12 protein-coding genes are annotated in these 15,172 nt (G+C 30.5%); 2 read left to right on the forward strand and 10 right to left on the reverse strand.

Annotated elements, in window-relative coordinates; translation table 11 throughout:
* Positions 1-7: 7 nt before the first annotated feature.
* The 3 genes from BUB96_RS06590 to BUB96_RS06600 are packed head-to-tail and all read right to left on the reverse strand — an operon-like array spanning position 8 to position 2,263.
* Positions 8-778: a tyrosine-protein phosphatase gene (locus BUB96_RS06590; protein ID WP_073298049.1), complete on the reverse strand. Its 771-nt coding sequence runs from the start codon at positions 776-778 to the stop codon at positions 8-10.
* 12 nt (positions 779-790) lie between these two features.
* Positions 791-1,486 carry a CpsD/CapB family tyrosine-protein kinase gene (locus BUB96_RS06595; RefSeq protein ID WP_073298051.1) on the reverse strand — a complete coding sequence of 232 codons (696 nt, stop codon included), beginning with the start codon at positions 1,484-1,486 and terminating at the stop codon, positions 791-793.
* 12 nt (positions 1,487-1,498) lie between these two features.
* A complete protein-coding gene (locus BUB96_RS06600; RefSeq protein WP_073298053.1) occupies positions 1,499-2,263 on the reverse strand; it encodes a YveK family protein in 765 nt (254 codons plus the stop codon).
* 328 nt (positions 2,264-2,591) lie between these two features.
* Between BUB96_RS06600 and gdhA the strand changes: the two genes are divergently transcribed.
* Together gdhA and murJ are read left to right on the forward strand one after the other, a co-directional pair.
* Positions 2,592-3,944, forward strand: coding sequence for an NADP-specific glutamate dehydrogenase (gdhA, locus tag BUB96_RS06605; RefSeq protein ID WP_073298055.1), 1,353 nt, complete (start codon positions 2,592-2,594; stop codon positions 3,942-3,944).
* Positions 3,945-4,171: 227 nt separating this feature from the next.
* Positions 4,172-5,737, forward strand: coding sequence for a murein biosynthesis integral membrane protein MurJ (gene murJ, locus BUB96_RS06610; RefSeq protein ID WP_073298057.1), 1,566 nt, complete (start codon positions 4,172-4,174; stop codon positions 5,735-5,737).
* 87 nt (positions 5,738-5,824) lie between these two features.
* Here murJ and BUB96_RS06615 read toward each other — a convergent pair whose 3' ends face one another.
* From BUB96_RS06615 to BUB96_RS06645, 7 genes are all read right to left on the reverse strand, one after another.
* The gene (locus BUB96_RS06615; protein ID WP_073298059.1) at positions 5,825-7,147 is read right to left on the reverse strand and encodes a nucleotide sugar dehydrogenase; all 1,323 of its coding nucleotides are present in this window, start codon (positions 7,145-7,147) and stop codon (positions 5,825-5,827) included.
* A gap of 199 nt (positions 7,148-7,346) precedes the next feature.
* Positions 7,347-8,486, reverse strand: coding sequence for a glycosyltransferase (locus BUB96_RS06620; protein WP_073298061.1), 1,140 nt, complete (start codon positions 8,484-8,486; stop codon positions 7,347-7,349).
* 51 nt (positions 8,487-8,537) lie between these two features.
* The gene (locus tag BUB96_RS06625; RefSeq protein ID WP_073298063.1) at positions 8,538-9,650 is read right to left on the reverse strand and encodes a glycosyltransferase family 4 protein; all 1,113 of its coding nucleotides are present in this window, start codon (positions 9,648-9,650) and stop codon (positions 8,538-8,540) included.
* Between the two features lie 11 nt (positions 9,651-9,661).
* Positions 9,662-10,810: a glycosyltransferase family 4 protein gene (locus BUB96_RS06630; protein WP_073298065.1), complete on the reverse strand. Its 1,149-nt coding sequence runs from the start codon at positions 10,808-10,810 to the stop codon at positions 9,662-9,664.
* 12 nt (positions 10,811-10,822) lie between these two features.
* Entirely contained in the window at positions 10,823-11,914 is a 1,092-nt protein-coding gene (locus BUB96_RS06635) for an O-antigen ligase family protein (RefSeq protein WP_159431730.1), read from the reverse strand.
* A gap of 130 nt (positions 11,915-12,044) precedes the next feature.
* A complete protein-coding gene (locus tag BUB96_RS06640) occupies positions 12,045-13,115 on the reverse strand; it encodes a hypothetical protein (RefSeq protein WP_073298069.1) in 1,071 nt (356 codons plus the stop codon).
* A gap of 81 nt (positions 13,116-13,196) precedes the next feature.
* The gene (locus BUB96_RS06645) at positions 13,197-14,576 is read right to left on the reverse strand and encodes a sugar transferase (RefSeq protein ID WP_073298072.1); all 1,380 of its coding nucleotides are present in this window, start codon (positions 14,574-14,576) and stop codon (positions 13,197-13,199) included.
* Positions 14,577-15,172: the final 596 nt, after the last annotated feature.

Below are 15,172 nucleotides of genomic sequence, written 5' to 3' on the forward strand. Positions count from 1 at the left end.
TCCTCTCCTAAAATAACCCAAAAAACTTTTTGTTCGTTTTAATCATCTTTGGCTCTGGTAATGTTATTCCATCCCCATTAATAAGATCTCTGGTGACTTGATCAAAAGCTTTTACCTTCTCTACTCCATATTGTTTTTCTAATTTTTCGAAGGCTTCTTTCATATGAAATTTCCTACTTGTAACATTGTGTGCGTCTGAAGCTAGAAAATGAACTAAATTAGCTTCAATCAATTGTTCACTTAGCTTTTCAATTTCTCGACCAAACTTGCCAATATAACTTGCAGCTGTTACTTGGGCTAAGATATCTCGGGAAACAAAGTCATACAGTATAGAAGGATCTTTTAATATCGCGTGATTTCTTTCGGGATGAACGATAATTGGGGTTATTCCAGCGCTTTGTAATTCAAAAAATAAACGCTCAGAATAATCAGGAACGGAAGAAGTTGGAAACTCAATTAATATATATTGATTCATCTCATCAATAAAACAAATTTCGTCATTTTGAATATTGGTTAATATCTCTCCGTGCAAGCGAACTTCTTGCCCAGGAAAGATAGTCAAAGGGATGTTTTCTTCATCCAGTCTTTCTTGAAGTTCATCGACTAAAGTGATCACTTCCTGTTTAGGGTTTATCCAGTGTCGATTCATATGATGAGGTGTGGCCAATATATGTGTAATGCCCTCAGCGACAGCTAAGCGCGCCATCTCTAAGGACATTTCCCAACTTTTTGAGCCATCATCTATACCCGGTAATATATGGCAATGTAAGTCAATCATTTTATCACTTCTTTATTCTGATTCGTAGTAATAATAAGCATCTGCATTTGGCTCCACTTTATTCAATACTGTCCCTAAAACATTTGCGTTTACTTTCTTTAAACGTTCTGATGCATTACGGATTTCTTCATTAGTGACCTCTCCTTGAGGAATAACAAATATCGTTCCATCTACCTTAGTGGATAAAATTTGAGCATCCGTTACCGCTAATAATGGAGGGCTATCAAAAATTAATAAATCATATTGTTCTTTCATATCTTCTATAAGCTCTACCATCCGATTCGAATTTAATAATTCAGAAGGATTTGGCGGGACAGGTCCACAAGTAATAACCGATAAGTTCTCAATATACGTTTTTCTAGCTACATCTTCTATTTTTAAAGCAGGATTAGTAATAAGATGGGTTATACCTTTTTCTTTTGGAAGATCAAAGATTTTTTGAAGCCTTGGCTTTCTCATATCTGTTGCTACCAAAAGAACTTGTAAGCCTTCTGCTGCAAAAGCTGCAGCTAAGTTGGTAGCTATCGTTGTTTTTCCAGTTTCAGCAGTAGCTGAAGTTACAAGTAACGTCTGAAGCTTCTTATCAATCATAGAAAACTGGATATTTGTCCGAATAGTTCTGATTTGTTCTGAAACAATGGAGGTTGGATTATCAGCTACAACAATTCCACTATATTCATTTTCACTCTTTTTATTTTTAAAGACCATATGAATACTCCTCTACACTCTTCTACGAGTTCTTCTAATATTAGTTTTCTCATTTTCTTTCGTTGAATAACTCTTTGGCAATGGGGTTCTTACAACTAAATCTTCTTTCGTAAAAATATTTACCTCGCCTAGATTATTCCATTCAGTTAATTGTTCAACCTGTTTTTCGGTCTTTACCGTGTTATCCATTAATTCTCGAACAAACACAATACCAATTCCAATCATTCCTCCTAGTAATACTCCAATAATTACATTTAACATATTATTTGGTGAAATAGGATCTACATTTGGTATAGCACTTGAAATAATCGTTACATTATCTACATTCATAATTTCATAAATTTCATTTTGAAAATAATTGGCTATGGTGTTGGCAATTTCAGTAGCTTGATAGGGGTTCTTACTTTGAACTTGGATGGAGAATACTTGAGAATCATTTTCTGTTTGAACACTGATATCTTCTCGAAGTTCCTTCGTTGTCATATCTAAATCAAGTTCTTCAATAACTGGATCTAAAGTGACATCATTACGAATAATATCTGAATAGGTATTAATCAATTGGATACTCGTATTAATATCCTGTTGTGTTACGTTTTGCGTGGTACTATCTGATGAATGGCTCACTAACATTTCTGTTGAAGATTGATATTTTGGTGTCACTAAAAAGAAAGTATAAATAGTGGCAATAACTGCTGTTAAAACGGTGGTTAAAATAATGACTCGAATATGTTTCTTTAAAATATCAAACAATTCAACTAAACTAATTTCTTCTTCCATTAAACACTTGCACGACCCTTCTGGTATTTACATTATTAATAACACTTAATATATAATTATATTTTAAAATATGCATGTATGAGTTTACCATATTTTCAGTTGAACACAAGATACTTTTTCTAATTTCTAACATTTAAAAATATTATTGTGAACTTTTTAGTAATATAACATACTTATATTGGAAAAACCATACGCTTTTCTATTTTATTCCGTTTGAAATCTCAAAGGAGAAACATATTAATACTTCCTTCACTTTAATTTAATTTTTCACTTCAAAACTTGATCTATGTTATAATATCCAGTAACTAACAAAAAAAGGAGCCTCAGTATGCGAGCTAAAAAATATATCCAGCAAATTTTAGAAAACTTAGAAAGTAAACATTCAGATAAGCCAGAATTCCTTCAAGCACTCACTGAATTTTTCCCAACGCTTGAACCTTATATAGAAGAACATCCCGAAATAGAAGATTATAATATTTTAGAACTGATTGCTGAACCTGAACGTCTCATTCAATTTAGAGTCCCTTGGGAAGATGATGAAGGTAAGTGGCACGTCAATTTAGGTTGGCGCATTCAGTTCAATTCTGCCCTAGGACCATACAAAGGTGGAATTCGATTCAACCCAAATGTAAATGAAAATATTTTAAGATTTTTAGGCTTTGAACAAACCTTTAAAAATGCTTTAACCAGCTTACCACTTGGTGGTGGAAAAGGTGGAAGTGACTTTAATCCAAATGGTAAATCAGAGCGAGAAGTGATGCGCTTTACCCAAAGCTTTATGTCTGAGCTTCAAAAATATATCGGACCTGATCGAGATGTGCCCGCTGGTGATATGGGCGTGGGTCATCGCGAAATTGGTTATATGTACGGACAGTATAAACGCTTGAATCGACCAGAACCTGGCGTGCTCACCGGAAAACCAACCAATCAATGGGGTAGTTTTGGCCGGACAGAAGCGACTGGATATGGTCTCGTCTATTTTGCAGAAAATGCTTTATGGAATCATAACGAGCGTCTCAGTAAAAAAAGAGTCGTCGTCTCTGGAACAGGAAATGTCAGTACCTATACGGTAGAAAAAGCGACACAGTTGGGGGCAAAAGTTATTGCCGTTTCCGACAGTCAAGGGTATGTATACCATGAAGAAGGTGTACAAGCTGAGACACTTAAAAAGTTATCCAAACGTGGAAGAGGTGCTTTGAAATACTATACAGAGCTTTATCCAGAGGCCGAATACTTTAAAGATAAATCTGTTTGGGAAGTTCAAATGAAATACGACATCGCCTTCCCTTGTGCGACTCAAAATGAGATTGATCGCGAGATGGCTTTGAATCTAGCAGAGAACTGTAAAATTAAAGCTCTCTTTGAAGGAGCAAATATGCCTAGTACAGACGCAGCCATTGAAGTCTATAAAGAGAAGAACATTTTATATGGTCTAGGAAAAGCAGCAAATGCAGGTGGAGTTGCCGTTTCAGCACTTGAAATGGCTCAAAACTCTCAAAGAGAGCAATGGTCAATCGAAGAAGTCGATGAGAGACTCCAAGTAATTATGAAAGACATTTATACCTTATGTAGCGAAACCGCTAAGAAATATGTAGGAGATCAAGATAACTTACAAGCTGGAGCAAACATTGCAGGTTTCGCACGAGTTGCCGAAGCGATGATTCAGCAAGGACTGGTCTAAGCTTTAACTTTTCATTTAAATAAAAAAATATAGTCATTCAATTCGATCAAGTATCCTTGATTCGATTGAATGACCTTTTTTGTAAAAGAAATTTTTTTATTTTGAGAACCTTTCCATAATATTTTCTCTTGATCTACACACTTTATTCATTTAATCTATGCTATAATATTTATTCGAGTACTGAAAAAATATTTTGAGCTTTTGAAATTGAACAAGGAGAATCTTTGATGTCAAATCTAAAAAAATCGGCTAAATCCGTAGTTACAATTATTATATTCACACTAGGAAGTAAAGTACTTGGATTTTTTCGTGAGGCTCTGATTGCCTCAAATTATGGTTCAGGAGCAGGAACAGATACTTTTTTTATCGCTCTATCAGCAATTACCCTCTTCTCAACATTAATTCTACAAACGATTAATACGACCTTAATTCCAATCTTATCGGACGTAGAAACACAAGAAGGAGAAAAAGGGAAACTTAATCATTTAAATAATTTTTTAAATACGATTACCTTTGTTGCTTTTCTATTAATCGTTATTGGATTTTTTACAGCCCCTCTATTAATGAAAGTGTTAGGAAAAGGTTTTGAGGGTGAACAATTTGATCTTGCGATTACATTAACTCGTATTGGTTTGCCAATTTTAATTTTTTCTAGTTTGGTAGGTATTTTTAAGGGATATCTAGAAAGTGAAGGACTCTTTAATGCATCTGCAGCCGCTGCCTTCCCAAAAAATATTGTTTATATTATATTTTTAATTTTCTTATCCCAACGTTTTAGTATTAAAGCATTAATGGTCACTGCTGTAGTTGCTGAAGGTGCACAGTTGTTAATTCAAATTCCTAGTTTGAGAAAATTAGGCTATAAATATAAAATGAACATTGATTTAAAAGATGAATATATGCAAAAGCTTGCGGTCTTAATCCCACCTGTTTTAGTCAGTGTAGCAATCAGTGATTTAAACAATATGATTGATAAATCAATGGCTTCTTCGCTAGCACAAGGAAGTGTTTCCTCACTAAATTATGCAAATGTTCTTAATAATATTGTAATGAGCGTTTTTGTTACTGCTATTATTACGGTAATCTTTCCAATGCTTTCTAAGGAAGCAAATGCGAAAAACTTTGATGGGCTTAAAAAATTAATGCATACAAGTTTGAATGTCGTTTTATTAATTACGATCCCAGCAACTATCGGTATGATTGTTCTCGCTACTCCAGCTGTTAAATTTGCCTATCAGCGTGGTGAATTTGGTCAAGCTGCTACAATAATGACTTCAGGTGCTTTGGTCTACTATTCAATAGGGCTAGTAGCAAACGGTGTAAAATCTCTACTAACTCGTGTTTTCTATTCATTAAAAGATACAAAAACACCTATGATAAATAGTGCTTATGCATTAGGTTTAAACTTTATCTTTAACTTAATCTTGGTTCAGTTTATGGGTCATCGTGGTTTAGCGCTTGCTACTTCTTTAAGTGCAATATTCACAGCCATTACTTTGCTATACCATTTACGCAAAAAAATTGGGAATTTAGGCTTAAGAGCAATGACACAATCTAGTATTAAAATATTCATCTCTTCTGTGGTAATGGGAGTTGCGGTATACTTTATCTATAATTATTCTGTTACTGCTTTTAATCCTTCTCGCTTAGTTGAATTAGTCATTGTGTTCCTTTCAGTGCTAATCGGTATAGCTGTCTATATCATAGCTCTATACCTCTTCAAAGTTGAAGAATTACACTTTGCGATTGACTATGCGAAACGACAAATTGCGGAGAGAAAACAAAATAAATAATTTTATTAAGAATAAAACGGCCATTCTATTTAGATAATTCTAAAATAGAATGGCTGTTTTGATTTTCTGTACATTAGCTATTTAATTTTACAATCTCCAGAAAGAATAGCCTTCTGATATAAATGATTCTTTATCTAAAATACTTTTAACATCAATAATTATTTTTTGTTCATTCGTATTTTCTTCTTTAAATAATTCATCTATCTCTTCAAAAGATAATTGATTAAATTCAGGATGAGCTACTGTAAATACAAGTGCATCTGCATCTCTTACTTCACTAAAGTCCACTATTTCTATGCCATACTCCGATTTTGCTTCATTTACATCTGCCCATGGATCAACGACAATTGGTTCAATATTGTAGTCTTTTAAGCGATTAATAATATCTTCAACTTTTGAATTACGAACATCTGGTGTACTTTCTTTAAAAGTTAATCCGAAAATCACAACTTTCGATTGCACAGGAGCTTTCCCTGTTTGGACTAGTTTTTTAATAATCTTACCAGCTATATACTCGCCCATACTATCATTGACTTCTCGACCTGCTTTAATAATTTGACTATGATACCCTAAATTCCCAGCTTCATAAACAAAGTAATATGGATCAATACCAATACAATGTCCTCCTACCAAGCCTGGAGTAAAGCCAAGTGCATTCCATTTTGTATTCATAGCATCAATTACATCTTTAGAGTCTATTCCCATACGATCAAATACTAATGCTAATTCATTCATGAATGCTATATTAATATCTCGTTGACTATTTTCAACTACTTTTGCTGCTTCGGCTACTTTCATGCTCGGTGCTTTATGAACGCCCGCTTTCACAACTATTTCATAAACTTTTGCTATTTCTTCTAAAGCCTCATCTGTAGTCGCTGAGACAATTTTTACGATTTTTTCTAATGTATTCACTTTATCACCTGGATTGATACGCTCAGGTGAATAACCTACAGCAAAATCTACACCATGTTTAAGTCCAGATTCTTCTTCTAAAATTGGGATACAAACATTTTCAGTTACACCTGGATAAACAGTTGACTCATAAACTACGATAGAACCTTTTGTTAGATTTTTTCCTAATGTATGAGTTGCACTTTCTACCGGATTTAAATTAGGAGTTTTATCTTGATTAATCGGGGTTGGAACAGCCACAATATGAAAAGATGCTTTTTGTAACTCCTTTTCATCACTCGTAAACTCAAGCGTAGTTTCTTGAATAGCTTCATCTCCAACTTCTAACGTTGGATCTATTCCCTTTTTATATTGCTCGATTTTTTTATCATTAACATCAAAACCAATGACATCTATCTGTTTAGCAAATGCAATTCCTATAGGCATCCCGACATAGCCTAATCCAATAATAGACATTTTCATTTTTCTATCCAATAAATTTTCGTAAATATTCATTCCTGTATTCCCCTATCTTATCATTTAAAAAATACTTCCTAGAAATTGTGAAACTCCATACTTGATAAGCATAAAATATAAATAACCTGCTATGTTATTTTTGTAACACTAAACTTATTCTCTCTTCATTACAAAAAATTATTATGAAATCTTAATGTTTTGCACCATAACCTTATCATTTTAAATTGTTTAATTTATTTTATAAATTATAATAACTAATTTTTTCTAATAAAAATTGTTTATATAATTTCCCTGATTCTTCGTTAGTAAATTTTTTTTCAACAAGATTATCTAAGCGTCTCTTCTCAGAAACTCTCTTCAATTCTGTACTTTCTACTATTGATTCCATCCAACTATCCATATCCTCTAAGTCTAGAAATCTAACTATTCCCATTCCTAAATCTACTTCTTCAGTAATTTCCGTGGATAATAAACATGGAATCCCCGCTGCTTGAGCTTCTACAGCAACAGTAGGTAGACCTTCATATAAAGAAGGCAAAACAAACAAATCCATTATATTCAATAATGCTGGTACATCACTTCGCCTACCTAAAAAGAGAATATATTTGGATAAATTTCTTTTTTCAGCTTCATTTTCGATTTTATCTTTTAATTCTCCGTCCCCTATAAAGATCCACAAAAAATCCAAATTTGTAACACTTAATTTTTCGATTAAATCAAGCATAAATAGATGATTCTTTTGAGGGTGGAAACGTCCAATGTTTCCAATAATAAATTTATCTTTATTTTCTTTTCCAAGTAATTTTGTCTTCTCTTCAATAGAAAACTTATTATAAATAAAATCAAACGGGTCTATACTATTTGGTATATGAACTATATTATTATTATCGACATCTTTTTTACCAAAAATATTTATAGAAGCTCCTGTCCCACAAGATAACTTTTCTCTAGTCATTTTAGAATTAAAATATCTCCTAAATTTATTTTTTAAAGATTCTCTAACTTCTTTCGGTGCATCAGTATGGGCATGAATTATAAACCTTTTAATGTTATTTTTTTTTACTAATAATTTAAAGTATAATGCTAAATTCATACCGAAGTGACAATGTATAACTGTATCTTTAGGGATTTCATTAAATATATTAGAAGTTTCTTTAACAAATGAAGAAAAGCTATCTTTAGGATCCGTTACTTTATAAATTTTCCCACCAGTATTTATAATACTATTGTGAAAATCTTCAGAGACTTCATCAAATGTTAGTACATTAAATAAAACATCTTCATCCATTTTAAAAAAATCAGCTTTGTTCTTAATAAACGAAGAAATTCCACCACCAAAGCCTGTCATTAAATGTAATACTTCTACGCTATTATTCATTATTATCTGTCCTTTGATTCATTTTTATACTTATAAATACTTCATGAAATTTTAATTCTCATACAGCTCTAAATAATGTTTTACAATATCATACCAGTTAAATTGCTTAGACTCTTCTAGAGCATTATTAGAAATTATTTTATTGTGTTCTTTTATTTTTTTAACTGCTTCTACAATCTCTTCTTCATGATTAGGATCAACTGAATACCCTATTTCTCCTTCTTCAAATACTCCATCAAAACCCTGACCTTTTGTATAAATAACAGGAGTTCCAGTACTCATTGCCTCAGCATAAACTAAACCAAATGTTTCAGTAAAAGACGGGACTAATAAGACATCTTTATTCCTATAAAGTTCCCATATTTTTTGTTTATCATTTATTTGCCCTAGAAGTTCAATATTTGTATCATCCTTAATTTCTTCTTGTATTTTTTCTTCTAAGTCACCTGAACCTACAAATTGTAAATGAGTATCAACTCCTTGTTCTGTTAATAACCTTTGGGTCTTAATAACCATAAATGGATTTTTTCTTTCAATTAATTTTCCTACTGATATTATATTTATAACTGAATCTTCAAATTCTTTATGAACATTTTTTCGATTTTCATGCCAAAAATCATCAATCCCATTAGGAATTACTAAAGACTTTTCAATTAAATCAGTATTATCCTTAGTAAAATATTTTTCATACATTAATTCTTTATAGGCTTTTGACAAAAAAATAATATTTTGAGCATTTTTTAATATTTTTAATGCTTGTGGTTTTAAATGTTTAGCATATTTAAAGTACTTGTTAATATCTGTCGCTCTAACTGCCACAATATAAGGAATATTATAACGTTTATATAATTCATAACTAATTCCTCCATCGCTTAACAAGGAATGAGCATGAGTGACATTAAAACTATTTATATCATGTGATTCTTCAATCTCATTTACAGCTTTGTTAATTCTTGGAAAGTATAAAAGTTGGTCTAATTTATTAATTTCTTTACTAATTTTTATTTTATAATCAAGTGTGGAAGAATCAATTGTAGGAAGGTTATCACTTTTTTTACGTGGTACATGTACTTCTATTTTGATATTTTGGTTTGTCATTTCTTGAAATAAATTTTGATAGACAGAGCTAAAATCAAAACCTGTTGCAACTTGTAATACCTTCATTACTTTCACCTTTATCTATTTAATATATTTGTGTATAGTTCTTTATGTTTTACTAAATTATTGTCTAGAGAATAAACCTCTTTTACTCTTTGTCTATTATTTTTTTTCGTTTCTTCCATTTTTTTAGGATTTTCAAAATAATATAAAATTTCTTCAGCAAAGTCATCGGCCGTATCTAATACTAATTGGTCGTTATCTACAACTTCTACCGGCCCACCGGCATTAGTCGTCATTACAACTGTATTCCTGCTCATAGCTTCTACAATCGTTCTACCAAATGATTCACCGTCTTTTAAGGTAGTTAAAATATAAACATCCATATCATAATAAAATTGGTCCATTTTGTTGAATGTAGTATTAATTGCTCCTTGGAAACGACCTCCCATTTGTTCTTCTAACTGACTAAACAAATGTTTTGCTTCTTTTTCTGCTTCTTCATCGTCACAACTTATAGCCATTTTAACAATTAAACTATCTCCTAATTTTTCATTAGTTGTTAGTGCAATCTCTTTAGCAAGTGGCCAATTTTTTACATAATTCCATCTTCCAACGAACCCAAGTACCAGTTTATCTCTATAAGGAGAAACATAATTTTCATCGTAATTTTCAAAATATTCTCCCGCTGTATTTTCAATAATTTTATAATCATCTAAACTTATATTCCATTTTTCAAGTGCCGCTTGCCAATAATTCATATTAAATTGAGTTGTTGTAATTAGAATATCTAATTCATTCATCAAAAATCTAAATACTTGCTTAATGAATGCATTATATTTTAAATAAAGTCCTCGCTCGGTGTGGATAATATAAGTTTCTTTTGAAATTAAATGCAATTTCTTTAAAAAAGCTACAATAAAAAAATTAGCTTGTGCTTGAGTGTGTACAATAGAAGGTTTTTCTTTATTTAAAATTTTTCTTACTTGTTTAATATAATTTATGAACTTGAAAGGGTATCTCGCTACCGTTTTTATTGATTTAAATTCTCCGATTTCAAAATACTCTATATTTTCCATTTTGGAACTATTTTTTCCTGGTTGAATAACACCTATATTATAATTATCATTTTTTAATCCATTTAATATAATATTTGATGATAATTGAGCTCCACCAATTGTGTCAAGTGAATGATCAGAGCAAAGCATAACTTCAACATTTGCCATAATAAATACTCCTTAAGATTTCAAATGAAAATTTTTATCGACAGTAATAAACATTGCATTATGCATAAAGATAACCCATAAAGTTGTATGTAATGAACTAGAAACTACGCTAGCAATAGTAAACGCAATAGACCATGTAGTAGTAAAAATAAATAAATTATTTTTTGTTAATTTAAATTGTTTATAAGACTTTAGTATATTTCTTGCATACATCGAAATATAAAAAACAAAAAATACTAGACCATACATTACCAAGAATTCTATCCACCAGCTATGAATAGTACGTAGATGTCCTACTGGAAAATACCTATAGTTTTCCAAATAATAGGAAACATTCCCTGGTCCAACTCCTATAAATACCGTATTTGTTAAATATTTCAAGCCATTCATAATTAAATATACTCTTGCAGAATCACCTGCATCTAATGCATCAATGTTAATAAATCCATAATTAATTAACAAGCCAATTATAATAGTAACCATTAAACCAATTCCAAGCACTACTGCGAGTTTGCTAAGCATTCTATTATTAATCTTTAATAAAAGTAACAGCACTGTAGATAAAATTGAAACTAACAAAATTCCCCTAGAGCCTACCATGAATATTAACCCAAGAGTAGATAAGGCCAATAAAGATTTTAATATTTGCTTAAGCTGGTATGGAATTTTAGAAAAAATGTTTTTTTTCGGTTTATAAGATAGTAGAAAAATATAGCCAAATAATAAATATGTTGCATAGTCATTAACATTTTTGAAGAAAGTTATCGGTCTTCTTAATAGCTGATTATATGCAATATGATTAGTTTCTATATTGAATGCAAAAGGATAAATACCTGTTGTTACTTCAAACCATCCAGCAATATTTTGTAATAATATAGCTAGAAGAATTATTTTCATTAGATGGTTCTTAATTTTTTTATTGGAGATTAAAAGCCACAAAACAAAAGAATTAACCATTCCGGTGAACAACACAGCGCTATAAATCAACCAACCTGAAAAATCTTTTATCCATAGAAGAGAAATGACGGAAAATATGAGTAGAGCGAATAAAAATAATGAATATTTATTGGTTACTTCTTTAATTGATACTTTCTTTTTAGCCATTAGATATATCACCAATAAAAATTGAACAACAGATAGGAAAAGTTGGACATAAAGATAACCGGGAGTCGGAAAGAAGCCGGTAAATATAGTAAAGTATAATAAATATTCTAAGACTTTCATGTTTTCCCCTCTATCTATTAATTTGTAGAACTTTTATTGGCTTATTGTATAAAGAAGCAACTCTCTTTTGTGTGTTAAACCAATTCCTATCTGTTTTACCAGCCTCTACCACTATTATAATTTCAGACACTTGGCTTAATTCTTCAGTGTTCTCAAGTTCTTTATATATATAAAACTTCGTTGTATCTATTACTAATTTATTTTTTGATTTATTTATAGTTGTATTCTTACTAATTTCTTCTAATTTAGGAAGAATGTTTTGAGTAACCAATAATTTTTCTGTGAAACCTGGTGCGCTTAAAAACTTACTAATCTCATAATTATTTTCAATTCTATCACTATACAAATTAAATTCTGTAGATTCATCAGTAAAATATGAAAAACTAAAGTTCAATTTTTTACTAAAAAACTCTTTCCCTAAGAATATAGAAATCATTAAGACAATTGATAAAACCAATAGAATAGAAACTATCATTATTGTTTTACGTATATTTAAAGATGAAAATAAATCTTTTGTAGTTGCCTTCTCTATTGTTTTTTCAAATACGTTAGGCTCAAGAAAAAGATAGACATCCTTATTTTCTAAAACAGAAATTTTATTATTTAACAATTCATCAAATAAATAATTTGCAATTTTTTTATTATCCTTAATATTTTCTAATCGAACATATAGTGTCATTAACTGTGATTTATTATCTCTTCTAACTTCAATAACAGGAATAGTATCTGTAGGATTTAGTTCTAAATTTATTTTTTGTTCTTCATAAGCCTCAAGTAGATTAGTATTTGTATTTTCACTAACTTCTGTTAAATTTTCTTCTAATCTAAGATATTGATTTAAAAGAACTGTATTTGTAAAGGCTTCTTGATTTTCATCTTCAACATAGAACTTAAAATATGCATTCCCATCATATAAATCTGGATCAGTTAGAGCTCCAGAATATTCATCATCTTCTGGCGTTGCTTCTGATTTAAATAAATATAAAGTTGAAAATACAGTAGTTAAGAGAACTGATGCAATTAAAATTTGTTTTATATACTTTTTAAAAAATCGTTTAATTTCTTCAAAAAATTGGTCCATATTTTTTCACCTCTAATATAATTTTATAATTTCATTAAAATTTTATCGTAAATATTACTTCCACTTGAGTATTTTTCTGAATTATTCATATATATTAATATCTTCAAAAATTTCTTCATTTGTTAATTCTTCTTCTAAACCTTTAGAAGATACTTTGTCGAATAGAATTTTTACTGTTTGAAATAAAATCTGAATATCCATCATCAATGAATAGTCTTTAATATAAAGCAAATCAAATTTCAATTTACTATTAAAATCAGTAGAATATTTACCATACACTTGAGCATATCCCGTAATGCCTGCCCGAACAGTGTGACGCAAGTAGTAGTAAGGATTTTGTTCTTTGAATTGATCTACAAAATATGGTCTTTCTGGTCTCGGTCCAATTAAAGACATATCTCCTTTTAGAACATTGAAAAGTTGCGGTAATTCGTCAATTCGTAAACTTCTTAAATATTTACCAACTTTAGTTACTCTTGGATCTTCAGCTTGCGCTAATACAGGTCCTGAAAGCTCTTCAGCATCGATTCTCATCGAACGAAATTTTAAAATTTCAAACTCTTTCTGTCCTTTTGTAATTCGTATTTGTTTATAAAAAATAGGTCCTCTTGACGTTATCTTAATTAATATCGCAGCTATAAGCATTATTGGGGAAGTCACAATAAGCATAATTAATGATATAACGATATCAATCATTCTTTTTATTGCATCATTTTCTGGTGCAATTTCAAATTTTGATATGGCAATAAGACTTTCATCATCTATATTCATAATTCGATTATTGATTCGTAATATATTTCCAAAATTCGTTCCTAGAAATACCCGTTTATTGTTAACTGTTAAGTAAGATAACATTTTATTTTCTTCTTCAATCGAATGGAAATCTAACAAATAAAAAACATCAATATTATCAATATTATTCACTATGTTTTCATAATAATTGTTAAATGCTACAGAAGTCACTTTATATTGTCTTGTTTTTGATGATTTAAAATTTCGAACAGCTTCTCTACAACTATCCATTGAACCTACAATCATTACTCGACTTGTTCCTGATTTTTTTAAGTAAAATTCAAGAATGATAAAACGCCAAAGTGTCAACAAGAGAGTACTTACTATTAAGTTAATAAATACAATCGTTCTTGGAAAGGCAAACCAGCGACCAAAGAAAGTCATGGCCATAATGAAGAATGACATCATTACTTGAGAGATTAATGAAATTGAAAACATATCAACAAATTTTTTATTATAGAGAATATATATCCCCGAAAAAATATTTATTATCAAAAATGCAATCATTATATAAGGTAGTACACTCTGGTAAGCTGAGTAATTAAATGTCGGAATTGTTCCTTTATATCTAATTAAAAAGGAAATTACAAAAGATAAATGATAAATAAGTATATCTACCACTCCTACTGTAACTTTTAACGTCCGATTAAATCCTCCTGTTTTAGACATTTAAATATCCTCCTAAAGTCCTAATTATCTAATTATTCTGCGAGTAGTATAGCATAACATTCATTATTTGTCCGTTTATTTTAAAACCTTTAATAATCAATGTTTGTAATATTACACACTTAATTATTTTAACATAAATCCTCCAATTCTTATGTTAAAGATTATTACAATAAAAGCAGATTTTTGATCATAAAAACCTATTTTAAATTTCAAAAATCTTATATAAATATTTTCTATGTACTCAATCGAGTAGGAGGTAAATAATTAATTTATTTACCGACCCCTCAAACCACCGTACGTACGGTTCCGTATACGGCGGTTCAATAATTTAAATATCTTTAACGCTCGTACAGGTAGATTAAATCTTTTAATCCCCACTGTACGAGTCTTTTATTTGTTATAGCACGGTGTAAAGTCATTGTTTTTGAAAGTCGCCAGTAAGCCTTGCGGCTCCCAGCCATTTTGAGTGATTCGTCATGGTCAATTCCCAGTCTTTTCAACCGTTGGTATCGAGTGGAAACTTTCTTCCATCTTTTCCAAATCAGTTGTCTTAATCGATGATTCAGCCATGATTTAATCTCCGTCATAAAAGATTT

This window comes from Atopostipes suicloacalis DSM 15692 (assembly GCF_900129085.1).
Taxonomy (GTDB): domain Bacteria; phylum Bacillota; class Bacilli; order Lactobacillales; family Carnobacteriaceae_A; genus Atopostipes; species Atopostipes suicloacalis.

What these genes read in the sequence shown, in the direction of transcription:
- BUB96_RS06590 (WP_073298049.1), bottom strand. Translation starts at nt 778, where the DNA reads ATGATTGACTTACATTGCCATATATTACCGGGTATAGATGATGGCTCA.
- BUB96_RS06595 (WP_073298051.1), bottom strand. Translation starts at nt 1,486, where the DNA reads ATGGTCTTTAAAAATAAAAAGAGTGAAAATGAATATAGTGGAATTGTT.
- BUB96_RS06600 (WP_073298053.1), bottom strand. Translation starts at nt 2,263, where the DNA reads ATGGAAGAAGAAATTAGTTTAGTTGAATTGTTTGATATTTTAAAGAAA.
- gdhA (WP_073298055.1), top strand. Translation starts at nt 2,592, where the DNA reads ATGCGAGCTAAAAAATATATCCAGCAAATTTTAGAAAACTTAGAAAGT.
- murJ (WP_073298057.1), top strand. Translation starts at nt 4,172, where the DNA reads ATGTCAAATCTAAAAAAATCGGCTAAATCCGTAGTTACAATTATTATA.
- BUB96_RS06615 (WP_073298059.1), bottom strand. Translation starts at nt 7,147, where the DNA reads ATGAATATTTACGAAAATTTATTGGATAGAAAAATGAAAATGTCTATT.
- BUB96_RS06620 (WP_073298061.1), bottom strand. Translation starts at nt 8,486, where the DNA reads ATGAATAATAGCGTAGAAGTATTACATTTAATGACAGGCTTTGGTGGT.
- BUB96_RS06625 (WP_073298063.1), bottom strand. Translation starts at nt 9,650, where the DNA reads ATGAAGGTATTACAAGTTGCAACAGGTTTTGATTTTAGCTCTGTCTAT.
- BUB96_RS06630 (WP_073298065.1), bottom strand. Translation starts at nt 10,810, where the DNA reads ATGGCAAATGTTGAAGTTATGCTTTGCTCTGATCATTCACTTGACACA.
- BUB96_RS06635 (WP_159431730.1), bottom strand. Translation starts at nt 11,914, where the DNA reads ATGGCTAAAAAGAAAGTATCAATTAAAGAAGTAACCAATAAATATTCA.
- BUB96_RS06640 (WP_073298069.1), bottom strand. Translation starts at nt 13,115, where the DNA reads ATGGACCAATTTTTTGAAGAAATTAAACGATTTTTTAAAAAGTATATA.
- BUB96_RS06645 (WP_073298072.1), bottom strand. Translation starts at nt 14,576, where the DNA reads ATGTCTAAAACAGGAGGATTTAATCGGACGTTAAAAGTTACAGTAGGA.